Annotated in this window: 22 protein-coding genes; 5 read left to right on the plus strand and 17 right to left on the minus strand. The window is 72.0% G+C overall.

Annotation, left to right across the window (positions count from 1 at the left end; genetic code table 11):
- Window positions 1–95 precede the first annotated feature (95 nt).
- Window positions 96–1724 carry a Coagulation factor 5/8 type domain-containing protein gene (locus tag ACGFIS_RS04490; protein WP_392900607.1) on the plus strand — a complete coding sequence of 543 codons (1629 nt, stop codon included), beginning with the start codon at window positions 96–98 and terminating at the stop codon, window positions 1722–1724.
- Window positions 1725–1757: 33 nt separating this feature from the next.
- On the opposite strand, the gene ACGFIS_RS04495 is transcribed toward ACGFIS_RS04490, so the two are convergent.
- Window positions 1758–2528: a TioE family transcriptional regulator gene (locus tag ACGFIS_RS04495; RefSeq protein WP_392900604.1), complete on the minus strand. Its 771-nt coding sequence runs from the start codon at window positions 2526–2528 to the stop codon at window positions 1758–1760.
- Window positions 2529–2586: 58 nt separating this feature from the next.
- On the opposite strand from ACGFIS_RS04495, the gene ACGFIS_RS04500 reads away from it, so the two are divergent.
- Complete coding sequence (locus ACGFIS_RS04500) at window positions 2587–3837, plus strand: erythromycin esterase family protein (RefSeq protein WP_392969528.1); 1251 nt, start codon at window positions 2587–2589, stop codon at window positions 3835–3837.
- A 4-nt stretch (window positions 3838–3841) separates the two neighbouring features.
- Here the strand turns inward: ACGFIS_RS04500 and ACGFIS_RS04505 are convergent, their stop codons facing one another.
- Window positions 3842–4207 (minus strand): DUF1330 domain-containing protein, encoded by a 366-nt coding sequence (locus ACGFIS_RS04505; RefSeq protein WP_392900598.1) that lies wholly within the window; start codon window positions 4205–4207, stop codon window positions 3842–3844.
- Between the two features lie 433 nt (window positions 4208–4640).
- Complete coding sequence (locus ACGFIS_RS04510; protein ID WP_392900595.1) at window positions 4641–4892, minus strand: hypothetical protein; 252 nt, start codon at window positions 4890–4892, stop codon at window positions 4641–4643.
- A gap of 296 nt (window positions 4893–5188) precedes the next feature.
- Here ACGFIS_RS04510 and ACGFIS_RS04515 point away from each other — a divergent pair, with 296 nt between their 5' ends.
- Complete coding sequence (locus ACGFIS_RS04515; protein ID WP_392969531.1) at window positions 5189–5611, plus strand: hypothetical protein; 423 nt, start codon at window positions 5189–5191, stop codon at window positions 5609–5611.
- Between the two features lie 2 nt (window positions 5612–5613).
- Here the strand turns inward: ACGFIS_RS04515 and ACGFIS_RS04520 are convergent, their stop codons facing one another.
- The 6 genes from ACGFIS_RS04520 to ACGFIS_RS04545 all read right to left on the minus strand — a co-directional run bounded on the left by ACGFIS_RS04520 (window position 5614) and on the right by ACGFIS_RS04545 (window position 12159).
- Window positions 5614–7434: a WD40 repeat domain-containing serine/threonine protein kinase gene (locus tag ACGFIS_RS04520; RefSeq protein ID WP_392969534.1), complete on the minus strand. Its 1821-nt coding sequence runs from the start codon at window positions 7432–7434 to the stop codon at window positions 5614–5616.
- Complete coding sequence (locus ACGFIS_RS04525; RefSeq protein ID WP_392969537.1) at window positions 7434–9431, minus strand: WD40 repeat domain-containing serine/threonine protein kinase; 1998 nt, start codon at window positions 9429–9431, stop codon at window positions 7434–7436. Before ACGFIS_RS04525 ends, ACGFIS_RS04520 begins: the two co-directional genes overlap by 1 nt.
- Window positions 9432–9468: 37 nt before the next feature.
- The gene (locus ACGFIS_RS04530) at window positions 9469–9648 is read right to left on the minus strand and encodes a hypothetical protein (protein WP_392900583.1); all 180 of its coding nucleotides are present in this window, start codon (window positions 9646–9648) and stop codon (window positions 9469–9471) included.
- Between the two features lie 78 nt (window positions 9649–9726).
- Window positions 9727–10518: an SDR family NAD(P)-dependent oxidoreductase gene (locus tag ACGFIS_RS04535; RefSeq protein ID WP_392900579.1), complete on the minus strand. Its 792-nt coding sequence runs from the start codon at window positions 10516–10518 to the stop codon at window positions 9727–9729.
- A 138-nt stretch (window positions 10519–10656) separates the two neighbouring features.
- The gene (locus tag ACGFIS_RS04540; protein ID WP_392900576.1) at window positions 10657–11286 is read right to left on the minus strand and encodes an HNH endonuclease family protein; all 630 of its coding nucleotides are present in this window, start codon (window positions 11284–11286) and stop codon (window positions 10657–10659) included.
- Between the two features lie 327 nt (window positions 11287–11613).
- A complete protein-coding gene (locus ACGFIS_RS04545) occupies window positions 11614–12159 on the minus strand; it encodes a DoxX family membrane protein (protein ID WP_392900573.1) in 546 nt (181 codons plus the stop codon).
- A 189-nt stretch (window positions 12160–12348) separates the two neighbouring features.
- Between ACGFIS_RS04545 and ACGFIS_RS04550 the strand changes: the two genes are divergently transcribed.
- Window positions 12349–12582 carry a hypothetical protein gene (locus tag ACGFIS_RS04550; protein ID WP_392900570.1) on the plus strand — a complete coding sequence of 78 codons (234 nt, stop codon included), beginning with the start codon at window positions 12349–12351 and terminating at the stop codon, window positions 12580–12582.
- A gap of 106 nt (window positions 12583–12688) precedes the next feature.
- Here ACGFIS_RS04550 and ACGFIS_RS04555 read toward each other — a convergent pair whose 3' ends face one another.
- The 7 genes from ACGFIS_RS04555 to ACGFIS_RS04585 are packed head-to-tail and all read right to left on the minus strand — an operon-like array spanning window position 12689 to window position 20381.
- Window positions 12689–13864: a lipid-transfer protein gene (locus tag ACGFIS_RS04555; RefSeq protein WP_392900568.1), complete on the minus strand. Its 1176-nt coding sequence runs from the start codon at window positions 13862–13864 to the stop codon at window positions 12689–12691.
- Entirely contained in the window at window positions 13861–14286 is a 426-nt protein-coding gene (locus tag ACGFIS_RS04560; protein WP_392969540.1) for a MaoC family dehydratase, read from the minus strand. The genes ACGFIS_RS04555 and ACGFIS_RS04560 overlap by 4 nt, the downstream gene beginning before the upstream one ends.
- Entirely contained in the window at window positions 14283–15347 is a 1065-nt protein-coding gene (locus tag ACGFIS_RS04565) for an acyl-CoA dehydrogenase family protein (protein ID WP_392900563.1), read from the minus strand. The genes ACGFIS_RS04560 and ACGFIS_RS04565 overlap by 4 nt, the downstream gene beginning before the upstream one ends.
- Window positions 15347–16318: a bifunctional MaoC family dehydratase N-terminal/OB-fold nucleic acid binding domain-containing protein gene (locus tag ACGFIS_RS04570; protein ID WP_392969543.1), complete on the minus strand. Its 972-nt coding sequence runs from the start codon at window positions 16316–16318 to the stop codon at window positions 15347–15349. The genes ACGFIS_RS04565 and ACGFIS_RS04570 overlap by 1 nt, the downstream gene beginning before the upstream one ends.
- Window positions 16315–17478 (minus strand): acyl-CoA dehydrogenase family protein, encoded by a 1164-nt coding sequence (locus ACGFIS_RS04575; RefSeq protein ID WP_392900558.1) that lies wholly within the window; start codon window positions 17476–17478, stop codon window positions 16315–16317. Before ACGFIS_RS04575 ends, ACGFIS_RS04570 begins: the two co-directional genes overlap by 4 nt.
- Window positions 17479–17512: 34 nt before the next feature.
- Window positions 17513–19192, minus strand: a complete 1680-nt coding sequence (locus ACGFIS_RS04580) for an AMP-binding protein (protein ID WP_392969546.1) — start codon at window positions 19190–19192, stop codon at window positions 17513–17515.
- On the minus strand, window positions 19185–20381 hold the full coding sequence (locus ACGFIS_RS04585) for an NADH:flavin oxidoreductase (RefSeq protein ID WP_392969548.1): 1197 nt from the start codon (window positions 20379–20381) through the stop codon (window positions 19185–19187). Before ACGFIS_RS04585 ends, ACGFIS_RS04580 begins: the two co-directional genes overlap by 8 nt.
- Before the next feature lie 207 nt (window positions 20382–20588).
- Here ACGFIS_RS04585 and ACGFIS_RS04590 point away from each other — a divergent pair, with 207 nt between their 5' ends.
- Window positions 20589–22184: a class I adenylate-forming enzyme family protein gene (locus ACGFIS_RS04590; RefSeq protein ID WP_392969551.1), complete on the plus strand. Its 1596-nt coding sequence runs from the start codon at window positions 20589–20591 to the stop codon at window positions 22182–22184.
- A gap of 85 nt (window positions 22185–22269) precedes the next feature.
- Here the strand turns inward: ACGFIS_RS04590 and ACGFIS_RS04595 are convergent, their stop codons facing one another.
- A complete protein-coding gene (locus ACGFIS_RS04595) occupies window positions 22270–23082 on the minus strand; it encodes an SDR family oxidoreductase (RefSeq protein WP_392969554.1) in 813 nt (270 codons plus the stop codon).
- Window positions 23083–23152 lie beyond the last annotated feature (70 nt).

Genomic DNA, 23152 nt, shown 5'->3' on the forward strand with positions numbered 1-23152 from the left:
ACGAATAACGTGAAGTTCGTTCAGTTTCAGGCGGGACCGGGCATATAGCAGGCACCTCAGCCCCCGACGACCGCTCCCCCCGCGCGAGGTGCCGGATGTCCCTCCCCCACCCCCTCCGGCGTTCGGCATCACTGCCGCTCGTCCTCCTCCTCATCGCCTCCTTCCTGACACCCGCCGCACACGCGGCGGCACCCTCCGGTGCCCCGCCCACCCCGACGGCCACCGACGGCGAGGTACGCGGCTATATCGACGCGCACACCCACCTGATGTCGTACGAGGCGTTCGGCGGGCAGCTGATGTGCGGCAAGCCGTTCGACCCGCGCGGGATCCAGGAGGCGCTGCGCGACTGCCCCGACCACGCGGGCAACGGGGTGCTCGCCTGGTTCGAGAACTTCACCAGGCACGGCACACCGTTCGGCACCCACGACCCCACCGGCTGGCCCACGTTCAAGGACTGGCCCGCATGGGACTCCCGCACCCACCAGCAGGCCCACTACACCTGGCTGGAACGCTCCTGGCGCGCCGGCCAGCGCATCCTCGTCAACCACCTGGTGGCGAACCGGCAGCTCTGCGACATCTACCCGCTCAAGCGCAACCCGTGCGACGAGATGGACGTCATCCGGCTCCAAGCGCAGCGGATGCGGGAGATGGAAGAGGGCATCGACCGGCGCAGCGGCGGACCCGGCGAGGGCTGGTTCCGGATCGTGCGCGACTCCGCGGAGGCCCGCCGGGTGATCGAGGCGGGCAAGCTCGCCGTCGTCCTCGGCGTCGAGACCTCCGAGCCGTTCGGCTGCCGTGTGATCAACGGTGAGCCGCAGTGCACCCGCAAGGACATCAACCGGGGCCTGGACGAGATGAAGCGCCTGGGCGTGTCGTCCATGTTCGTGTGCCACAAGTACGACAACGCGCTGTGCGGCGTCCGCTTCGACGGCGGCACCACGGGCGCGTTCGTCAACGCGGGCAACTTCCTGGGGACGGGACGCTTCTGGCAGGCCGAGACCTGCACCGGTCGCGCCCACGACCACACCATCGAACCGGCCGGCGCGGTCAACGACCAGGTCGCGCGGCTCCTGCGCCTGCTCGGGCAGGCGGGCATCACCCTGCCGCTGTATCCGGAGGCGCCGCACTGCAACGTCAACGGACTCAGCGACCTCGGCGAGCACATGGTGCGCGGCATGATGGAACGCCACATGATCGTCGAGATCGACCACATGAGCGTCAAGGCCGCCGACGAGACCCTGGGCCTGCTGGAGGAGGCGCGCTACCCGGGCGTCATCTCGTCCCACAGCTGGATGGACGACACCTACAAGCCGCGCGTCTACGCCCTCGGCGGCATGATCACCGGCTACGGGCACGCGGCGGACGGCTTCGTCCAGCAGTGGAGGCGTAACAAGGCCCACCACGCCCCGGGAACCGCCTTCGGCTACGGCTACGGCCTCGACGCCAACGGCATGGGCGCCCTTCCTCCCCCGCGCGGCGACGCCGACGACCCGCTGCGCTACCCGTACACCTCACCGTTCGACCCGGCCGTGAAGCTCGACCGCCTGCGCACCGGGACGCGGACCTGGGACCTCAACACCGACGGCGTCGCCAACTACGGCCTCGTCCCCGACTGGCTCGCCGACGTCGGCACCGTAGGCGGCCAGGAGATCATCGACGACCTGGCCCGGGGCGCCGAGACCTACCTCCGGATGTGGCACCGCACCGAAACCGGATCGGGGTGACAGGGCAGGCCGGCCGCAGCCCGGAGGTGCATGTCATCCGCGTTCGCGCAGGTAGGCGTCCAGCTCGGCGGCCCCGGCCAGCATCGCGCGCCCGCGGGCGGACAGCCGGCCGTGCCAGTCGCGCAGGGCGGCCTCCAGCGGCTCCAGCCCGCCGGCCGCCCGCACCTGGGCGATCAGCGGGGCGATCTGCTCCAGCAGGTAGCCGCCCCTCCTCAGCTGGTGGGCCAGCCGGGCGTCCCGCACGTCGGATTCGTCGTAGACGCGGTAGCCGGTCCGCGGGTCGCGGCGCGGGCGCACCAGCCCGGCACCCTCCCACTTGCGCAGCGTCGCGGGCCGGATTCCGAGCCGGTCCGCCAGCGGCCCGATGAAGGTGCCACCGGGTTCGGACGCCGCGTCGCCGGGCCCGGACGCCGTGGTCCGCTCGGACGCCGTGGTGCGCCCGGACGCCGCGCCGGGCTCCAGGTCGCGGAGGGCGCTCTCCACGGCCCGGAGGGTCCGGCGGTCGTCGAGGAGCTGGGCGTGACTCATGTCGATGAGGCGGAACGCCTCCTCGGCCGCGTCCTCGTTCACCGCCCGCATGATCGACGTCGCCGTCTGGTGGCCATGGCCGGGCACCAGGGCGAGGAACGCGCTCAGGGCCTGCGCGTGCAGCGGCGTATAGGTGCGGTAGCCGTGGGCCGTGCGAGCGGCGGCGGGGAGGATGCCGGCCTCCTCATAGTTCCGGATCGCCTGCGTGGACAGACCGTGCCCGCGCGCCAGGTCGATCGGCCTGAGCCGCACACCGTTTTGAAGGTTTCGTCCCATAATCCTGCCGATATCGCGGTGAAGTTTAACCCGAAGGTTCAACGATACCGTTGAAGGCATGGCAATCGGTATCAAGGACAGCACCCACCCCGTCGAAGCCGCCGCCGTCATGAGGCTGCTTCCGGCCCGGCCGCGGCTCCTCGCCCTGGGCGAGCCCGCCCACCGCGAGGACACCCTGCTCGACCTGCGCAACGAGCTCTTCCGGCAGCTCGTCGAGCAGGAGGGCTACCGGTCGATCTCCATCGAGAGCGACTGCATGATGGGCCTGGTCGTGGACGACTACGTCACCTCGGGCACCGGCACCCTCGACGAGGTCATGGAGCACGGCTTCAGCCACGAGTGGGGCGAGCAGGCGGGCAACCGCGAGCTCGTGCGCTGGATGCGAGCCCACAACGACGGCCGGCCCGCGTCCGAGCACGTGCGCTTCGCGGGCATCGACGGCCCGCTGGAGTACTGGGCCGCGAGCCCCAGGCAGGCACTCACCGCACTCCACGGCTACCTCGCCGCCCAGGTGGAGCCGGACCTGCTCCCCTGCACCGCGGAAACGCTCGACCGCCTCCTCGGCGGCGACGACCAATGGTCCAACCCCGCCACGGTGATGGACCCGTCCCAGTCCATGGGCCGGTCGACCGAGGCCAGGCAACTGCGGGTACTCGCCGACGACCTGGTGGCGCTGCTGGACGCGCAGACGCCGCACCTGATCGCGTCGACCTCGCGGCACGACTGGGACCGGGCGCGCCTGTACGGCCGCACCGCCACCGGCCTGCTCGGCTACCACTTCTGGATGGCCGACACGTCCCCGGCCCGCGTGACGCGGATGTGCGCCCAGCGGGATTCGATGATGGCCGCCAACCTCCTCGCCGTCACCGAGTGGGGCCCGGCGCTGGTCCACGCCCACAACAGCCATCTCCAGCGGGACAAGAGCTCCATGCGGATGGGCGACCTGCCGCTGGAATGGTGGAGCGCCGGCGCGATCGTCAACTCGCACCTGGGCGAGGAGTACGCGTTCGTCGCCACGGCCCTCGGCACGATCCGGCACCAAGGCGTGGACGCCCCGCCACCGGACACCCTCGAAGGGCTCCTGTACGCGCTCCCGGAGGACCGCTACGTCGTCGACGCCGGCCGTCTGGCCGCCGCCCTCGGCGACACACTCCCCGCCGCCCGCGTGTCGCCCTGGTTCGGCTACGCCTCACTGGACCCGGCCCACCTGACCGAGATCGACGGGCTCGTGTTCATCAAGGACGTCCGGCAGAGCCAGACCCCTCAGCGGCACAGCGGGGCCGGGCGACGACCCGGCAGCGCTTCATGAACCGTCAGCCGACGGGGATGGTCGCCTGGAGGACGGCGTCGCTCAGCGCCTCCGTGCGGAAGTGCGCGACGGCCTGGAAATCGGGATCGGCGACCATCTGGGAGAACACCTCCCGAGACGGGTAGCGCACGAGGAGGACGGCGTCCCAGCCCCGCCCGTCCTCCGCGACGAGCGCCGTCGAGCCCTTGCCGTAGAACAGCACCTCGGAGCCGTACCGCTTGAGAATCGTCTCGCTGAGCACCCGGGAGTACCGGGCATAGCTCGCCTGCCCGCCCTCACGGAAGCGCAGCAGGTTCAGCATCACCACCGGGCCCCCGGGGTCTTCGGCGAGATACCGCTTCATCCCGTCACCGGTCGGATCGACCGCCATCCGGCCACCTCCCCTTCGCAAGCGTGGCCCCCGACTCTAGGGCCCGCCCGGCAGGCCATCGAGAGAAAGAGCCATCGCCTCGCCCCGACCACCGGAACGCTGTGCGGCTCGACACTCAGCCCTTATGCCGACTGTCGACTAACACAATCCTTAGCCTCGTGCCCCACTATTCGCCGCAGCTCGACGGGGTGTTCGCCACCCTCGGCGACCCGACGCGCCGCACGGTCGTCCGGCCGCCGTCCTCCGGACCCGCCGATGGCCGCTGACCGGCGCGGGCACCCCGGCCGGCCTCCGCCTGCTCCACCACGAGGCCACACCGAACGGCCTGCTCCTTCTGGAATACGGCTTTGACCGGCGACGCCCGCCAAGCCGAAGACCGAGGCGTCGCCGCCGTCATATGAGCAACGCTGCCGGGACCCGGCGGCCTCAAGTGTCAGGTGAAGATCTCGTCGAGGGATGAGGCGGTCGCCGCGTGCCGGGCCCAGGTGTGGATCTGTTCCAGGTCCTGGCAGGAAGTGACACGGCGGCGAAGGTCATCGTCGATCGTGAAGCCGCGCGACTCCAGGACGATGAGGAGCAGCTCGATCTCTCCCTCGACCTTTCCTTCGACCTTGCCCTCGATCTTGCCTTCGGCGATGTGCTTGAGGGCGAAGTCGCTCTGCCATTCGTAGACGCCTGCTTGCATGATCTCCTCCAGGCAGTGTCGTGCGGCTTGGGGGGTGAAAGCTATCGGCAATCGTTCAGTCACGGAGGGTCAAAGACGTTACGTCAGACTATGACTGAGGTGTTCGGATTGTCTGCATACCGACCCTCAAGGCGTCGATGCCGCACCGTTGTGCGGCCCTTTTGCCTGTTAATAACGGTGCACGTTCTCCCAAATCACCCTTAAAGAGGCAGTTGATCCGGGTTTGCACCCTCCCTGCAAAGGGGGAGCTTTCGGTCACCGAGTTGGCGGCCCAGGCCGCCAAGAGGGGGGTTTCGATGACGACAAAGATGGCCCACGGCTCTGCCTCAACGCGGCAGCGCCAAGGCACCTCGGGGTGGCTGACCTTCGCCGGCACGCTCGCCCTGGTGGTCGGCGCGTTCAACGTCATCGCCGGACTGGTTGCGCTGTTCAACGACGACTATTACCTCGTCGGCGAGAACCAGATCCTGGTGTTCGACTTCACGGCCTGGGGCTGGATCTGGCTCATGCTGGGCATCGTCCAGATCGCGGTCGGCGCGGGCGTTGTGGCGGGCCAGATGTGGGCCCGCGCGGCCGGCGTGCTCTTGGCCGTCCTGGCGGCGATCGGGCACCTGGCCTTTCTCCAGGCGTTTCCCATGTGGTCGGTGCTCACCATCGCCCTGTGCGTGCTGCTGATCTACGCGCTCACCGCTCCGCCGGCCGGAGCGAGGGGCGACTGAATTCATCGGTAGCTCCAGAGGCGGGTCGCTCCGCTTCCGGAGCCCGCGGCGGCGGCGAGCATCGTGCCGTCGGGTGCGAACGCGACCGTGGAGACTTCGGTGGTGTGGCCGCTCAGGGTGCCGATGGGCTCGGCCGTCCGCGTGTTCCATAGGCGGACGGAGTTGTCTTTCGAGCCGCTGGCCAGGACCCGCCCGTCCGGGCTGAACGCCAGGCTCAGGACGGCGCCTTCGTGGCCCTCGAGAACGGTGGGCGACTGTCCGGCTTCCACGTTCCAGAGATGGACGGCCCAGTTGCCGTCGTCGACGCCCGCGGCCAGCGAGCCGTCCGGGGAGAACGTCACGGTTTCCGTCGTGCCGCCCGACAGCGTGCCCGCCGGCCGGCCGGACGCCGTGTCCCAGAGGTTCGCGACACCGCCGCTGTAGCGGTTCACGGCCGCGATGAGCCGTCCGTCCGGGCTGAATTCCAGGGAGGTGGGGTCGGTCTCTCCGTAGGCGATCTCGCGGACGGCCCGGCCCGTGCGGGCATCGAGAATCCGGATCTTGCCCGCGCCCGCCGTGCCGACCCTTCCGGCGTCGTGGCTGAGGCCGAGAGCGTAGAAGCCGGCGCCGACCTTGATGACGCCGGTGACGCGGCCGGTCGCGGCGTCCCGGAGTTCGATGCCGGCGTCGCTCTTGACGGCGACGACCCGTGCGTCCCCGCTCAGCCCCGCGTAGTCGCGTCCCCTGAGCGCTTCGCCGACCTCGGTGGAGCCGCCCTTTCCGGTGGTGAGGTCCCAGCGCCAGAGGCTCTCGAACCCGACTCCGACGAGCGTCCGGCTGTCCGGGGTGAAAGCGATGTCGAACATGTCCACCGGGCCGCCCGGCAGGAGGCGGGACGCGCCGGGGACGTCGAGGGGCGTGGGCGGGAAGGTCTTCGCCTTGCTCTCGCCGGACGGCCACAGCAGCACGGCCGCCGGGGCGGCGATGGCGGCCACCGCGGCTCCGGCGGCCCCCGCGATGACCGCGCGGCGGGGGACGCGGCGGGGCGCGGCGGTGAGGCCGGCGCCGATCTGCGGGAGGGGCGGGCGTGCGGCCGGATCCTTGGCCAGGCACGGGACGATCGCGCCCTGGAGGCCGGTGTCCATGCCGCCCAGGTCGGGTGGGGAGGACGTGATGCGGTGCACGATCGCGGGGATGGAGCCGGCGTCGAACGGGCCGCGGCCGGTCGCGGCGAACACGAGGACGCAGCCGAGCGCGAACACGTCCGCGGGCGGGCCGGCCTCGTCGGCGCGGATCTGCTCGGGCGCCATGTACGCGAAGGTGCCGACGGCCGCGCCGGTGGCGGTGAGCGTCGAGGCGTCGGCGGCGCGGGCGATGCCGAAGTCGATGATGCGGGGACCGTCCGGCGACATGATCACGTTGCCGGGTTTGAGGTCGCGGTGCACCAGCCCGCACGCGTGGATCGCCGCCAGGCCCTCCACCAGGCCCCGGCCCAGCGACCGGACGCCGCCGGGGTCGAGCGGTCCCTCGCGGGTGACGAGTTCCCGCAGGGACGGGCCGGGGACGAACGCCGTCACCATCCAGGGCTCGTCGGCCGCCGGGTCGGCGTCCACGACCTGCGCGGTGTAGAAGCCGCCGACCTTGCGGGCGGCGTCGACCTCCCGCGCGAACCGGGCCCGGAACTGCGGGTTGCCGGCGTGTTCGGCGCGTATCAGCTTCACCGCCACCTGCCGGCCGCCGGGCGTCGAGCCGAGGAACACCTGCCCCATGCCGCCCTCGCCGAGCCGCGCCTCCAGCCGGTACGGGCCGACCTGCCGGGGATCTCCCCGTCGCAGCGTCTCCATCAGGGCAGCCTCCACAGTCGCACGGTCGTTTCACCGGAGACGCCGCTGCCGGCCGCCACGGTCGTGCCGTCGCCGCTGATCGCGACCGACGAGACGAGGCCGTTGAGCCCGCTCAGGACGGCGGTCGCGCGGCGGGCGGCGACGTCCCACACCCGGATCTCCCGGTCCTGGCTGCCGCTGACGAGCGTGCCGTCCGCGCTGAACGCGACCTGGGTGATCCTGGCGGCGTGGCCGGGGAGGGAGGCCACGATCTTGCCGGACGCCACATTCCACACCGTGACCTCCGCGCTCTTGCAGCTGGTGGCGACGGTCCTGCCGTCCGGGGCGAACGCGAGCGACGACATGGCGCCCTCGGGGCTGCGGAGCACGCCGATGCGGCGGCGGGTCGCGGCGTTCCACATCCACACGGCACCGCGGTTGCCGGAATCCCCGGCCCCGTCGCAGGCGGCGGCGACGATCTTCCCGTCGCGGCTGAACCGCACGCAGCGGACGCCGGACGCCTCCCTGTCGAACCCGGCGACGAGCCGGCCGGTCCGGACGTCCCAGAGCCTGACGTCGGGGTTGCCCGCGGCGAGGATCCGCCCGTCCGGGCTGAAGTCGACCGAGCCGACGTTGAACGCCTCGACCGGAAACGTGCGGATCCGGCGGCCGGTCGCGACGTCCCACACCGTGGCGCTCGCGCTCATGTTCCCGGTGGCGAGCCGCCGCCCGTCCCGGCTGAACGCGACCGCGGCGGCCCCGCCCTCGACCCGCAGCGTCCGGTGCCGGGCGCGGCGCCCCACGTCCCAGATGAACACCTTCTCGTCGTTGAGGGAGACGCTGGCGGCGAACCGGCCGTCCCGGCTGATCGCCACCTCCTCGATGCCCGCCTCATGGCCGCTGAGCGTGGCGAACGGCGCCAGCGGCGCGTCCGGGGCGGGGGCGGCGGCGTTCGCGGGCGGGGGCTCCTCGTCGCCGTCGCCGCGCAGCAGGAGGACGGCGGGGACGGCGGTCATGGCGGCGGCGGCCGCGCCGGCGGCGCCGAGGACGACGGCGCGCCGCGACACCCGGCTGCCGGGCGTGCTCGGGGACGTCACGTCGCCGACGCCCTCCGCCTTGGTCACGGCCATCGTCCCGCGGAGCCGCGTCGGCGCGTCGGGAGCGGCGGGCGGTGCCGGGACGGCGGCGTGCGCCGTGGCGTCCGGCAGCGGGTTCCCGGCGGGATCGGCGAGGTGCTCCAGGATCGCGGACGTCGCCGGGCGGGCCGCCGGGTCCTTGGCGAGACACGCGGTGACGAGCGTCCGCAGATCGTCGGCCACTCCGTCGAGCCGCGGTTCCTCCTCCAGGACGCGGTGCACGATCGCCGGGATCGTCGTCGCGTCGAACGGGCTCCTCCCGGTGGCGGCGAACGCCAGCACGCAGCCCAGCGCGAACACGTCGCACGGCGATTCCGCCTGGTCCCCGAGGACCTGCTCGGGCGCCATGAACGCGTACGTGCCGATGACCGCGCCGTCCGACGTCATGGGCGCCGCGTCGGCGGCGCGGGCGATGCCGAAGTCGATGATGCGGGGGCCGTCCGGCGAAATGATCACGTTGCCGGGTTTGAGGTCGCGGTGCACCAGCCCGCACGCGTGGATCGCGGCCAGGCCCTCGGCGAGCGCGGCGCCCAGCGTCCGCACCCGGTCCGGGGGGAGGGGGCCGCCGCGGATCACCTCGTCGCGCAGGGACGCGCCCGGGACGAACGCGGTCGCCATCCAGGGCGTCGCGGCTGCGGGATCGGCGTCGACGACCTGGGCGGTGTGGAAACCGCCGACCCTTCGCGCGGCCTCCACCTCCCGCGCGAACCGTTCCCGGAAGCGGGCGTCGCCTGCGTGCTCGGGGCGGATCAGCTTCACCGCCACCTGGCGTCCGCCGGGCGACTCCCCCAGGAACACCTGGCCCATGCCGCCCTCGCCGAGGCGGGCGCCGAGCCGGTAGGGGCCGATCGTGCGGGGGTCGTCGGGACGCAGAGGGGTCATGTGTCACCTGTTCGTCGGGAGCCGGGGAGTCAGGGAGTCAGGGCTGGAGCGACCGCCAGATGCGGGGCGGGAGGACGTCGGCGGCCTCGTCCAGGTCGATGGCGGGGTCGCACGACAGCCAGCGGCGGGCGGTCTCGGCGACGGGGCCGATGAGGAGCATCTCCATCGTCGCGGGCGAGAGCGGGGCCACCTCACCCGCCTTGATGTGCGGGACCATCCATGCGACGAGACGCGCGATGCGGGGTGCCTTCAAGCGTCGAGGACCCGGGCGACGGTCTCGTCCGTGCCCTGGTGCCTACGCGACATCGACGGCCTTCACGGCGTCGTCCCAGAGCCGCCGGGCGAGGGCGGTGTCGCGGGCGACGGGCTTGAGCCGCTGCTCCTTGCGCCCGTGGAAGTACCGGCCGGTGCCTTCGGCGGTCAGCAGGTTCACCACGGGCTCGGCGCCTGCCTCGGCGGACTTGAGCGTCCGCTTGACGGTCCGCAGCAGCAGTCCTTGGAATCCGCCGCGTTCGCCCAGGCCGGTCCGCAGGACGCCCGGGTGCACGGCATCGATCGTCACACCGGCATCTTTCCACCTCTCCGCGAACAGCGGCACCATCAGCAGGTTGGCGAGCTTGGTGTTGGCGTAGGTCCTGGTGGCGCTGAAGTCCGCGCCGGCCGGGGTCCGCTCCGGATCTGCCCTCCCCATGACGTACAGGCCGGCGCTGACCTGCACGACGCGCCGCAGCTGCCGCTCCAGCAGCCGGTTCAGCAGGAACGGCGCGAGATGGTTGGTGAAGAACGCCTGCTCGTATCCGTCCTCGTTGACGTCGCGGCGGCTGGGCCAGACCGCCGCGTTGTGGACGAGCGCGTCGATCGCGGGGACCGCCGCGGCGATCTCCCCGGCGGCGGCCCGCGCCGTGCGGAGGCTCGACAGGTCCCCGACGACGAGTTCCGCGCCGATCTCCCGCGCGGCGGCCCGTCCCTCGTCCGGCCGCCGCGCCATGATCGTCACCCGGTGGCCGCGCCGGACGGCCTCCGCCGCCACGGCCCGCCCCACCCCGCGGTTCCCACCCGTCACCACCACGTTCAGCGCCTCGTCCACGGCACGGGAGCGTAGCGTCCCACGAGAAGCTCTCTAGAGAGTTTCTCTAGAATTCACCGAGCGGCGGGCAGCGCGGCCGTCATGTCGGGACGGACCCGCCGCCCCGCCCGCGTGGGAACGGGGCGGCGGTGTCCGCACTCAGCAGGTGCCGAGCATCCCCGAGAGGGCGCTCTTCTCGGCACTGTCGACGGTGAGGTCGTAGTACCACTTCACCTGGATCCAGGCGCGGGCGTAGGTGCAGCGGAACGCGGAACGCGGCGGCTGCCATTCGGCGGGGTCCTTGTGCCCCTTGGCCTGGTTGACGTTGTCGGTGACGGCCCACAGCTCGGGGCCGCCGAGGTCGTTGGCGTAGGTCTGGCGGCGGGACGTCGACCAGGCCCAGGCGCCCGACGCCCACGCCTCTGCGAGGGGCACCATGTGGTCGATGTCCACGTCGGACGCCGCGTACCACGTGGCGCCGTCGAACGGCGAGTACCAGGAGCCGGACGTCGGGTAGCAGGAGGAGTTGGTGGAGACGTTCCGGCCGTCCCGCTTGAGGACGGTCTCGCGGGTGTTGCACGACCCGGAGATCGTGATCCAGTGCGGGAACAGGTCGCGGTCGTAGCTGCCGGCGTGCGACTCGGCGGCGACGGTGAGCGCGGCCAGCCGGGACGCGGCGGTGGAGGCGGACGGGATGTTGGGCGGGGTCGCGGACGCCGGCGCGGCGGGAACGCCGATCAGCGCCGCGGCCAGCACGGCGGGTAGCAGGAGCAGGAACGGTCGTCGCATCGGGGGGAGCCCTTCTGCGGCCGTTCCCTGCCAGGGCCGGGAGCGCCCTGAGCGGGGCGGGAACGGCGGCACTGCGACGGTGACATTTGGAACAAATCCCAATAAATGTCACGCATTGCCCAGCCGCGCCCCCGCCTTTGGTCGGAAGCTGCCGTCCGACCCCGCCCCACCCCCCTCTGGCCTGCCATGACGGCGCGGGCGGCGGACCCGTCGCGGCAGATGAAAACTCACTGAACCCCGTCCGGACCCGAGGAGTCGCACCTCCGAACGCCCGGGCCGGGCCGGGCCGGCCCGGGCGTGTCCGGGTTCAGGCGTCCGCGCCCACGGTCAGGACACCGGGCGGGACACCCGTTCGGGCGGTGACGAGGGCAGGGCGGACGCGGCCCGTCCGGCAGGCCCCACCCCCACCGCGCCCGGCGCCCGGCGTGCCTCCCGCGCGTGGTGCGCGACCACGGCGAGAGCGGCGGCCAGGAAGATCACCTGCATCGCGGTCCTGGGGGCCAGGCGGTCGTCCCACGGGATGTCCGTCCCATTGAGGGCCAGGTGCACGTTCGCCGGGAACATCCCGACCAGCATCAGGCCGAGCCCGCCCGCGGCCCACGGCGCGGTCCGCCCCCAGAGGAGCCCCGCCGCGCCGGCGAGCTCCAGCACGCCGGTCACGGTCACCAGGAACCCCGGTGCGGGCAGCGCGGGCGGAACCATGTCGATCAGCTCTTGGCGCATGCCGACGAAGTGCGCGATCCCGGTCACCGTGAACATCAGGGCGAGCCCGGCGCGCAGCGGCACCGGCCACCGCCGCAGCCGCCGCACGCCCAGACGGCCCGCCACCAGCCCGGCCAGCGTGCCCCCGATCAAGAACATCAGTGGTGCCATGTCGATCCCCCTTGAACTTGTCACTGTCAAGTTTCGCCCCGCACGGCCATCTTGTCAATGCCTAGTTTCGATCCGGCCGGAAGTCGGCGTGGCCGCGCCGGCACGTACGTGGTTTCCCGGATACCGGCCGCAGACCCTCCGAGCACACACTGCAGTCGTACGACCACTCAGAGTAATCAGGGAGGAATCGTGAGAATCAGGAAAGCCGCCCTCGCCGCCGTGGTCGCGGGCTCCGCACTGACCGTCGGCGCGACCGCCACCCCGGCGCTCGCCGCGTCGTGGCACAACACCGGCCAGACCTTCTACTGGTACTCCAGCTGCGCCGCGGCGGGCAAGGCCGGGGTGGCGTCCGGCTGGCAGGCCTACGACTGCAAGGGCAGCTCCGCACCGTGGGCCACCTACGAGCTGTGGGGCCTGTACTGATCAAGCACTGATCGAGTACCGGACGAGTCCGGACGGCACGACACCGCCCCCGCCCACCGCGGCGGGGGCGGTTTCCATGCTCCGCCAGGGCCTCGTTGGCCTCCGGTCACGCGTCGGCGCCGAGGAGCAGGCCGCTGGTCGGGACGCCCGTGCCCGCCGTGACGAGGACGTTGTGGACGTCGCCCGGCTGGTTCACCGACGTTCCCCGCACGAGGCGGACGCCCTCGGCGATGCCGTTCATGCCGTGGATGTACGCCTCGCCCAGCTGACCGCCGTGGGTGTTGAACGGGAGGCGTCCGCCGAGTTCGAGGTTGCCGTCCGCGACGAAGTCCTTGGCCTCGCCCCTGGCGCAGAAGCCGAGTTCTTCGAGCTGCGGCAGGACGAGCGGCGTGAAGTGGTCGTAGAGGATCGCGGCCTGAACATCGGCGGGGGTGAGGCGTGACTGTGCGTAGAGCTGCCGTCCCACCAGGCCCATCTCCGGGATGCCGCTGATCTCCGAGCGGTAGTAGCTCGTCATCATGTGCTGGTCGTTGCCGGATCCCTGCGCGGCGCCCCAGATCAGGGCGGGGTGGTGCGGGAGGTCGCGGGCCCGTTCGGCGGAGACGATGACCAGGGCCTGGCCGCCGTCGCTCTCCTGGCAGCAGTCCAGGAGGCGGAGGGGTTCGGCGATCCAGCGGGACGCCTGGTGGTCCTCCAGGGTGATGGGGCGGCCGTAGAACCACGCGGCGGGGTTCTTCGCGGCGTGCGCCCGGTCGACGACGGCGACGCGGCCGAAGTCTTCGCTCGTCGCGCCGTACTCGTGCATGTAGCGGCGGGCGAACATCGCGACCCACTGGGCGGGGGTGGCCAGGCCGAACGGTGTCATCCACGAGTAGGCGGCGCGGTCGGCGCTGACGTCCATCGGGCGGTCCGCCTGGCCGAGGCCGTAGCGGACGCCGGAGCGCTCGTTGAACGCGCGGTAGCAGACGACGACGTCGGCGACGCCGGTCGCGACGGCCATCGCGGCCTGCTGGACGGTGGCGCAGGCGGCGCCGCCGCCGTGGCCGATGCGGGAGAAGAACGTCAGCTCGCCGATGCCGAGGTTGCGGGCGATGTGGATCTCGGAGCTGGTGTCGGCGGTGAACGTCACCATGCCGTCCACGTCGGACGGCTGGAGCCCGGCGTCGGTGATGGCGGCGAGGACCGCCTCGCAGGCCAGCCGCAGTTCGCTGCGGCCCGACTCCTTGGAGAACTCGGTGGCGCCGATCCCGGCGATCGCGGCGGCCCCTGGGAGCACGCTCATGAGTCCCCTCCATGCGGTTGGAGAACGGGCAGTTGGACGACGACCGTGCCCGTCACGTGCGGGCCGAGGGCGTTGGCGCCGCGCACCGAGATCTCGACGCGGCCGTCGTCGTGCTTGGCCTTGACGGTGCCGGTGAGGACCATCGTGTCGCCCGGGTAGTTCGGCGCCCCGAGCCGGATCTTGATCGCCTTCACCACGGCGGCGGGCCCGGCCCAGCCGGTGACGTACCGGTCGACGAGCCCGTTGGTCGTCAGGATGTTCATGAAGACGTCCTTGGAGCCGCGCTCGACGGCGAGCGACGGGTCGTGGTGGACGTCCTGGTAGTCGCGGCTGGCGAGGGCGGTCGCGACGATCATCGTGCGGGTGAGCGGGATGCTCAGCTCGGGGAGCTCCTCCCCCACCGCCACGTCGTCATGGTTCACAGTCTCGCTCCGAGGAGGTCGAGGTCGAAGGAGGCACCGCCGAGCGTCCCGGAGATCTGCTTGCCCCACAGGAAGTGGCGGTGCACCGGGTAGTCGACGTCCACGCCGATGCCGCCGTGCAGGTGCTGGACGCGGTGGACGACGTTCAGCCCGCCCTGGTCCGACCACCATTTGGCGACCAGGACGGCGCTCTCGGCGTCCTCCCCTGCGGCGATCAGGGAGATCGCGTGCCAGAGGCAGACGCGGAGCGCGTCGATCTCGATGTAGCAGTCGGCGAGCTGGTGCTGCACGGCCTGGAACGTGGCGAGCGGCCGTCCGAACTGCTCGCGTCCGGTGAGGTGGTCGGCGGCCAGGCGGAGGGCGCCTTCGGCCACGCCGATCTGGACGGCCGCCAAGGAGACGCGGGCGAGCCGGAGCGCGGTCGCCAGGGCCCCGTCTCCGAGGGGCCGGCCGGGGGCGCCGTCGAGGGTGAGGTGCCCGGCCTTGTCGCGGGTGGTGGTCTCGGCGCGTTCCCAGGACGTCCCGGCCGCTGAGGTCTCGACCAGGAACAGGCCGGGGCCGTCCGGGGAGGAGGCCGCCACCAGGACGTGGCTCGTCCCGGACGGCGCCGGGACGACGGCCTTCGTGCCGGTCAGCAGCCAGCCGTCCCCGTCGCGGACGGCGGTGCAGCGCGGCGCGGCGGGGTCGGCCGCCCCGAACTCCTCCAGCGCGACGGTCAGCCGGGCCGGCCCGGCCAGGACGTCCCGCTGGGCGGGCGTCCCGTGCTCGGCGATCGTCAGGGCGGCGACGACGGACGGCCAGATCGGGACGGGCGCGACCGTGCGGCCCTGTTCCTCCAGCAGGACGGCCAGCCCGGCGGCGCCGAGCCCGGCCCCGCCGGCGTCCTCCGGGAGCGCGACGCCGAGCAGGCCCGTCTCCCCCAGCTCGGCCCACAGGCTCTCGTCGAACCCCGCCTCCGACTCCTCGGCGGCCTTGATCCGCGCCTGCGTGGCCCGGTCGGCGAAGATCTGCCGGGCCAGATCGCGGACGGCCTCCAGCTCTTCGCCCAGTGTGAAGTCCATCAGCGCTCCTTGGCCTCGGCCGGGCGGAACGCCGGCAGCGACAGGTCGGGGTCCGGGTCGATCCAGTCGAGGACGACGGGCATGCCGACCTCGACGTCCTCGGGCGCGACCCCGGTCATGTTCGTGATCAGCCGGGTGCCCTCGGTCAGCTCGATCAGCGCGACGACCAGCGGGTAGTCGAACGCCGGGTGGCGCGGGTGGTGGTTGACCACGTAGCTGTGGACGTGCCCCTCGCCCTGTGCCTCGATCGTGTCCCAGTCGAACGAGCCGCACTGCGGGCAGCACGGGCCGGGCGGATGCCGCAGCGACTTGCAGTCGGCGCACCGCTGGATGACGAGCCGGTGCTCGCGGGCCGCGTCGAACCAGAACGCGTTGTCGGGGTTGATCGCGGGCCTCGGCCGCAGGGCCTTCGGCGCGGGTTTCCCGGCGGGACGGAAGCGGAGCAGCCGCCACCTCTGGGTGGCGACGATCTCGCCGGACGCGTCCCGGTACGTCTTGACCGTGCTGACGAAACGTCCCGCGCCGAGCGCCGTCCGCTTCTCCGGGGAGATCGACTCGACGGTCTCCTCGACGCTGACGTGGTCGCCCGGCACCAGCTCGCGGTGGAACTCGAACTCCGAGTCGGTGGCGACGACGGAGGTGTACCCGCCCTCGGCGAGCAGCGCGGTCAGCTCGTCGGGGCCGGCGGGATCCTCGTCCGCGCGGACGGACGCGGCGTACCCGCGCATCACCCACGCCTGCATCATCGACGCGGGCGCCACGACGCCGTCGCGCCCGTTCGCCCTGGCGGCCTCGTCGTCCAGGTAGACCGGGTTGCCGTCCGCCATCGCCTCGACCCAGTGGCGGATCATGGGGACGTTGACCGGGTCCGGTCCGGGGCGGCGCCCGACCAGTTCCCGTCCCGCCCAGGCCCGCAGCCTCGCCTCATAGTCGTCCGAGACTGCGGAGTCGTCCGGGAGTGCGTCGCTCATGATCGCCTCGACCTCGGCAGTCCCAGCCCCTGGACGGCGACCATGTCGCGCAGCACCTCGTTGACGCCGCCGCCGAAGGTGTTCACGATGCCCTGCCGCGACAGCTGCTCGATCTGCCCGTACAGCACCGCGCCCGGCGACTCGGGACGGATCCGCCCCGCCGCGCCGAGGATGCCGGTCAGCGTGCGCTGCACGTCGATGTGCGTCTCCGTCCCGTAGGACTTCGCGGCCCCGGCCTGCGCGCCGGTCAGCGTCCCCGCGTCGACGGCCATGGTCATCTTCCAGTTCATCAGCCGCATCGCCTCCAGCCTGGCGTGCGTGCGGGCGAGGTCGGCGCGCACCCACGGCAGGTCGATGGCGCCGTTGTCGCGGGCCCAGTCCCGCACGTCCTCCCACAGCCGGATCATCCGGCCGCCGAGCGCGGCGAGCCCGATGCGCTCGTGGTTGAGCTGGGTGGTGATCAGGCCCCAGCCGCCGTCGACGTCCCCGACGACCGCGGACGCGGGCACCCGGACGCCGTTGTAGTACGTCGTCGTCACGACCATCCCGCCGACGGTCTGGATCGGGCTCCAGGAGAACCCGTCGGCGTCGGTCGGGACGATCAGGATCGAGATGCCCTTGTGCTTCGGCGCGTCCGGGTTCGTGCGGGCGGCGAGCCAGACGTGGTCGGCGGTGTTGGCGCCGCTGGTGAAGACCTTGCTGCCGTCGACGACGAACGTGTCGCCGTCCCGGACGGCCTTGGTCCGCAGCGACGCGAGGTCGGTGCCGGCGTCGGGTTCGGTGTAGCCGATCGCGAACACGATGTCGCCGGAAAGGATGCCCGGGAGGAACCGCTTCTTCTGCTCGTCCGTCCCGAAGCGCATCAGCGTCGGGCCGACCGTGTTGACGGTGACGAACGGGAACGGCAGCCCGGCCCGCTGCACCTCGTCGAAGAACACGTACTGCTCGGCGATCGACCTGCCCTGCCCGCCGTACTCCTCCGGCCAGCCGTAGCCGAGCCAGCCGTCGTTGCCGAGCATCTTGACGATCTCGCGGAACCGGTCGCCGCCCACGCCCTGCTCACCGGCGCGGCGCCGCACGTCCTCGGGCAGCAGGCCCGCGAAGTACGCCCTCAGTTCCGCGCGCAGCCTGCGATGCGCGTCGGACTCACGCAGATCCATACATGCCCTTTCCTTGTCAAGGGAGGAAGCGGATTCATGGGAGGAAGCGGATGCGGCCGGCGGCGGCGAACTCCTCGCGGAGCGCCGCCTTGTCCGCCTCGGTCATCAGGACGTACTCGGGTGCGCCCCGCACCGCGCGGCCCGCCCACCGGTACACGGGGTCGGTGGTCCGCCAGCCTTCGAGCTGCATCTCCTTCTTCCTGAGCTTGCCCGAACCGGTCGTCGGCAGCGCGTGCGAGACGCGCACGAAGCGCGGCGCGCCCTTGGTGCCGAGATCGTCCTGGGCGGCGAGGAACGCCGGGAGGCCGAGGTCCTCGAACGTGACGCCCGCGGGGGTCTCGATCGCCGCCATCACCTGGTCGCCGGAGCGCGGGTCGGGGACGCCGAACGCGACCGCGTCCACGATCTTCGGATGGCGGCGGACGACGTTCTGGGTGAGCAGCGCGGAGATGTTCTCCGAGTCGACCCGGATCCAGTCGCCGGACCGGCCGCCGAAGTACAGGAACCCGTCGACGTCGACGTAGCCGAGGTCGCCCGTCCAGTACCAGCCGTGCCTGACCCGCTCGGCGTCGGCGCCGGGGTCGTTGTAGTAGCCCTCGAACTTCGCGGCGCCGTGCACGTCGACGATCTCGCCGACGGCGGCCTCGGCGTTGGTGACGCGGCCGTGCTCGTCCAGGATCGCGGGGGCACAGGTCTCCCGGGTGTCCGGGTGGACGATCCGGACGCCGTCGTGGGCGGGGCGCCCGAACGCGGTCGGCGGTGCCTCCGGGTCGCGTTCGATCATGCCGGCGCTCTCGCTGGAGCCGTAGCCCTCGACGAGCTCCGCACCGAAGCGTCGCAGGAACCCGGCCTTGTCCTCCGGGGACGCCTCCGTCCCGAAGCCGTGCGTGAGCGTGTTGTCGCCGTCGTCCGGCCGCTCCGGCGTGGCGAGGACGTAGCCGATCGCCTTGCCGACGTAGGTGAAGAACGTCGCGCCGTAGAACCGCACGTCCGGCAGGAACCCGGACGCGGAGAACTTCGGCGCCAGCACGACGGTCGCTCCGGCGGCGAGCGCCGGCGCCCACAGCGCCATCAGCGCGTTGCCGTGGAACAGCGGCATCGGGCAGTAGCAGACGTCGTCGCGTTTCACGTCGTACTTCGCGCTGTTGTTGCGGCCCAGCTCGGCGAGCCTGCCCTGCGAGCAGCGCGCCGCCTTCGACTTCCCGGTCGTCCCGGACGTGAACAGCAGGAGCATCTGCGTGACCGGGGTGATCGACTCATCGGGTTTCGGCTCGCACACGCGGTCCGCGACCTGTGCCGCGTAGCCGTCGTCGTCGATCAGGAGGAACCGGTCGCGCGGGACGCCGATGTCGAGACCGTCCAGCAGTTCCAGCCCGGCCCGATCGGTGACGAGAAGCTGAAGGTCGGTGTGCCGGACCTCCTGCTCCAGGTAGGCGCCGGTCCGGGTCGAGTTGATGCCGACGATCGTCGCGCCGCTCAGCGCCGCCGCCCCCAGCCACAGGACGTACTCCGGGACGTTCTCCAGCAGCACGCCGATGTGGAACGGCCCGTCCCGGCGCAGGTCGCGCGCCAGCGACGCGCGGGCGGCGCTCTCCCGGACGACCTCGTCCCACGTCCAGGTCCGTTCGCGGCTGCGCAGGCCCGGACGGTCGTCGTTCAGCCGCGCCAGCAGCAGACCGGCGATCGTCTCGTCACGCCCGCGCGCATCAGGCACCGGCGCTCCCCCAGGGCGGTTCGGTGGACAGGACGCAGTGGGTGCCGCCGTAGATCGCGGTCATGCACTTGTTGCAGTGGATGCACAGCGACCCGGTCGCGGGCTCGTCCTTGATCCGGTTGATCAGGTCGGGCTCGCGCAGCAGGGCGCGGGCCATCGCGACGAACTCGAAGCCCTCCGCCATGGCGGTGTCCATGCCGGCCTTGTCGGTGACGCCGCCGAGCAGGATCATCGGCAGCTTCACCGCGGCGCGGATCTGCCGGGCGTCCCTGAGCAGGTAGAGGTCCTCGTATGGGTAGGACTTCAGGAAGTGCCTGCCGACGAGTTTGATCCCGAGCTTCGTCGGCTGCTTCATGACGGCGGCGAACTCGTGCAGCGGCGCGTCACCCTTGAACAGGTACATGGGGTTGAGGAGTGAACTGCCGGCGGTCATCTGGAGGGCGTCGACCGAGCCGTCGGCCTCCAGCCAACGCGCGACCTGGACCGCCTCGTCCACCCAGAAGCCGCCGGGCACGCCGTCGTCCATGTTCAGCTTCGCGGTGACCGCGATGCGGTCGCCGACGGCGTCGCGGACGGCGCGGCCGATGTCGCGCGCCAGCCGGGCGCGGTTCTCCAGCGACCCGCCGTACTCGTCCTTGCGGTGGTTGACCTTCGGGCTGAGGAACGCGCTCGTCAGGTAGTTGTGCCCCATGTGGATCTCGACCGAGTCGAAACCGGCCTCGATCGCCATCCGGCCCGCCTGGCCGTGCGCCTCGACGACGCGCGCCAGGTCCGCGTGCGTGGCGGCCCTGGCGACGGTCTGCGTGGTGAGGTGGAAGCGGCGGCTGGGCGCGAGCGCGGGCAGCTTGTTGCTCTTGGGGTTCGCGACCGGGCCGGCGTGCCCGATCTGCGCCTGGACGGCGGCCCCCTCGGCGTGCACGGCGTCGGTCAGCTTGCGCAGGCCGGGCATCGCCTCGTCCCGCCAGTAGATCTGCCTGCGGTCGGTGCGGCCCTCCGGCGCGACCGCACAGTACGCGACGGTCGTCATCCCGGCGCCGCGCGCGTGCCGGACGTGGAAGTCGATCAGCGCGTCGGTGACCTGGCCGTTCTTGGTCAGCCCCTCGTACGTCGCCGCCTTGATGATGCGGTTCCGCAGTGTGACCGGCCCCAGCCTGCCCGGGGCGAACACGTCGGGCTTCTGGTTGTTCATTCGAAGTCCTCCATCATGACCAGACGTTAATCAGCGGGATGTCCGGGCACTCCGGACATCCCGCTGACCGGGAGCACCCCACCGCGTTGATCTGCGGCGTATCGCCCTGTCGAGGGGCGGGCCTCCGCCGTCCCGCTGAGCGGAATGTGCTGGTGGCGCCCTCGATGGGCCGCGGAGAATGGGCCGTCGGCGACGAGGAGGGGTTCGATGGACATCGAGAAGCTCACCGGCCCGGGCGGCGACTTCGAGTTGCGGGAGGAGAACGTGCTGGGCACCCGGCTTCCCGTGTTCGCCAACCGCGCCCGCAGCCTCGGCGAGGTGCTCGCCCGCTCGGCGTCCCACGGCGACCGCGACTACATCGTCACCGCGTCCCGCCGCATGAGCTTCACCGGGCACGCCTCCGCCGCCGCGTCCATGGCGAAGGCGCTGCGGGACGACCTGGGCGTGCGGCCCGGCGACCGCATCGCGATCAACGCGGCGAACTCCCCCGAATGGATCGTGTCGTTCTGGGCGGCGGTCGCGGCCGGGGCCGTCCCGGTCGGCTACAACGCCTGGTGGGCGCCGCAGGAGATCGAGTACGCGCTCGGCCACACCGACCCGAAGATCGTCATCGCGGACGAGAGGCGGGCCGCGCTGATCTCCGAGGACGTGCTGACGGCCGAGAAGGACGTCCCGTCCCTGATGGGGCGCTACCCGGGCGCCGAACTGGACATCCCGGACGTCGCCGAGGACGACCCGGCGGTCATCCTCTACACGAGCGGCACGTCGGGACGCCCCAAGGGCGCCGTCCACTCCCACCGCAACCTGACCTCGGTGATCGAGTACCACCGGTTCAACGACGCGATGATGGAGATGTTCGGCATCGATCCGTCGACGCGCCGGTACCTGCTCGCGCTGCCGCTGTTCCACATCGCGTCCCTGCACAACCTGGCCGTCCCGCGGCTCGCCACCGGCACCGCCGTGATCATGACCGAGGGCGCGTTCGACGTGGACAAGGTGCTCACCCTGGTCGAGAGGGAACGGGTGACGAACTGGGGCGCCGTCCCGACGATGGCGAACCGCATCATGGAGCACGGCGACCTGGCGAAGTACGACGTGTCGTCCCTCACCGCGTTCGCGCTGGCCTCCGCGCCGTCGTCGCCCGTTTTCAAGGAGCGGCTCCGGTCGGTGTTCCCGCCCGCGCGCGGCGCCCTCGTCGACAGCTACGGGCTGACGGAGTCGTGCACCGCCATCTCCGTCGCCACCCCCATGGACCTCGCCGAGGCGCCGGGGACGCTCGGCCGCCCCAACCTCGGCGTCCAGGTGGAGATCCGCGACCCCGAGGGCAGGCCGGTCCCGGAGGGCGTCGAGGGCGAGGTGTGCGCCCGCAGCGCCTACAACATGACGGGCTACTGGCGGGACCCCGAGGCCACCGCCCGCACCATCGGCGACCGCTGGCTGCACACCGGCGACATCGGCGTCATGGAGCAGGGGCGGCTGCGGCTCACCACCCGCCGCTCCGACCTGATCATCCGCGGCGGCGAGAACATCTACCCGATCGAGATCGAGAACGTCCTCGCCGAGTATCCGGGGCTCCGGGAATGCGCCGTCGTCGGCGTCGCCCACCCGGATCTGGGCCAGGAGGTCGCGGCGGTCGCCGTGTTCGCGGGCACGCCGCCCTCCGCCGAGGAGCTGACGGCGTACGCCCAGGAACGGCTCGCCTACTTCAAGGTCCCGTCACGCTGGCATGTGACGACCGACCCGCTTCCCCGGAACGCGACCGGCAAGGTGCTGCGCAGGCAGGTCGAGACCGAGATCTCCTAACGCGCGCCCCCCTCAGGCGGTGGACGGGCGTTCCCGGACGTGAACGAGCCCCGGCCACGACCGGGGCTCGATGAGCGGGTGGGGTTCAGCCGCTGCCGGGCGACAGGCTGTGGGCCGGCGCTCGTGTACTCCCCGCCTGCCCGAGCCGCTCGTCCAGGAAGTCCTCCCAGGTCCGGGTCCCGTGGTCGGCGCCGTCCAGGGCCAGGTTGTCGCCGGCGCGGTAGGCGCGGCCGGCCTTTCCCGGTATGCGGACGGGCATCATCGGGCGGCGCCTGCCGCGCGCCCCGAGGTATCCGCGGACCAGCTCGTCCATCCCGTAGACCTTCGGGCCGGCGAGGTCGGGGACCCGCCCGGCCGGCTCACCGAGCACCAGTCCGGCGATCCGCGCGGCGACGTCGCGCGCGTCGACCGGCTGGAACCGCAGACCGCCCGGGTTCGGGACGACCGGGAACTTCGCCATGCTCTGCACGGCCTTCAGGACGAGGTCATGGAACTGGGCAGCACGCTGGATCGTCCACGGCACGCCCGAGTCGATCACGGCCTGCTCCGCGTCCGACTGCGTCTTGAGCCACGACAGCGGGACCCTGTCGGAGCCGATCACCGAGATGAACACCAGGTGCTGCACGCCCGCCCGCGCCGCGGCCCGCACCAGGTTCCGGGCGGCCTCGTCGTCGCCCTTGGCGCCGCCCGCGAGATGGACGACGATCCCGGCGGCCCCGATCGCCTCCTCGATCCCCTCGTTCTTGAGCAGATCACCGGTCACGTACTCGACACCGTCCGCGGGCTCACGACCGCGCCGGCTGAGCACCCGCACGTCACGTCCGGCCTCGCGCAGCAGCGGGACGACGTGCCGCCCGAGCGTGCCCGTACCGCCGGTGACCAGGATGGGTGATGCCATGACTCCTCCAAACGCGCCCGGCCCGAAAGCCGCATGAGCTTGTTTCCGCATGTGCCCTCACGACTCCCGG

It is taken from the genome of Spirillospora sp. NPDC048824 (assembly GCF_043198455.1).
Classification (GTDB): domain Bacteria; phylum Actinomycetota; class Actinomycetes; order Streptosporangiales; family Streptosporangiaceae; genus Spirillospora.

Coding starts and splice junctions, on each gene's coding strand:
- ACGFIS_RS04490 (WP_392900607.1), top strand. CDS start 96: ATGTCCCTCCCCCACCCCCTCCGGCGTTCGGCATCACTGCCGCTCGTC.
- ACGFIS_RS04495 (WP_392900604.1), bottom strand. CDS start 2,528: ATGGGACGAAACCTTCAAAACGGTGTGCGGCTCAGGCCGATCGACCTG.
- ACGFIS_RS04500 (WP_392969528.1), top strand. CDS start 2,587: ATGGCAATCGGTATCAAGGACAGCACCCACCCCGTCGAAGCCGCCGCC.
- ACGFIS_RS04505 (WP_392900598.1), bottom strand. CDS start 4,207: ATGGCGGTCGATCCGACCGGTGACGGGATGAAGCGGTATCTCGCCGAA.
- ACGFIS_RS04510 (WP_392900595.1), bottom strand. CDS start 4,892: ATGCAAGCAGGCGTCTACGAATGGCAGAGCGACTTCGCCCTCAAGCAC.
- ACGFIS_RS04515 (WP_392969531.1), top strand. CDS start 5,189: ATGACGACAAAGATGGCCCACGGCTCTGCCTCAACGCGGCAGCGCCAA.
- ACGFIS_RS04520 (WP_392969534.1), bottom strand. CDS start 7,434: ATGGAGACGCTGCGACGGGGAGATCCCCGGCAGGTCGGCCCGTACCGG.
- ACGFIS_RS04525 (WP_392969537.1), bottom strand. CDS start 9,431: ATGACCCCTCTGCGTCCCGACGACCCCCGCACGATCGGCCCCTACCGG.
- ACGFIS_RS04530 (WP_392900583.1), bottom strand. CDS start 9,648: ATGGTCCCGCACATCAAGGCGGGTGAGGTGGCCCCGCTCTCGCCCGCG.
- ACGFIS_RS04540 (WP_392900576.1), bottom strand. CDS start 11,286: ATGCGACGACCGTTCCTGCTCCTGCTACCCGCCGTGCTGGCCGCGGCG.
- ACGFIS_RS04545 (WP_392900573.1), bottom strand. CDS start 12,159: ATGGCACCACTGATGTTCTTGATCGGGGGCACGCTGGCCGGGCTGGTG.
- ACGFIS_RS04555 (WP_392900568.1), bottom strand. CDS start 13,864: ATGAGCGTGCTCCCAGGGGCCGCCGCGATCGCCGGGATCGGCGCCACC.
- ACGFIS_RS04565 (WP_392900563.1), bottom strand. CDS start 15,347: ATGGACTTCACACTGGGCGAAGAGCTGGAGGCCGTCCGCGATCTGGCC.
- ACGFIS_RS04570 (WP_392969543.1), bottom strand. CDS start 16,318: ATGAGCGACGCACTCCCGGACGACTCCGCAGTCTCGGACGACTATGAG.
- ACGFIS_RS04575 (WP_392900558.1), bottom strand. CDS start 17,478: ATGGATCTGCGTGAGTCCGACGCGCATCGCAGGCTGCGCGCGGAACTG.
- ACGFIS_RS04585 (WP_392969548.1), bottom strand. CDS start 20,381: ATGAACAACCAGAAGCCCGACGTGTTCGCCCCGGGCAGGCTGGGGCCG.
- ACGFIS_RS04590 (WP_392969551.1), top strand. CDS start 20,589: ATGGACATCGAGAAGCTCACCGGCCCGGGCGGCGACTTCGAGTTGCGG.
- ACGFIS_RS04595 (WP_392969554.1), bottom strand. CDS start 23,082: ATGGCATCACCCATCCTGGTCACCGGCGGTACGGGCACGCTCGGGCGG.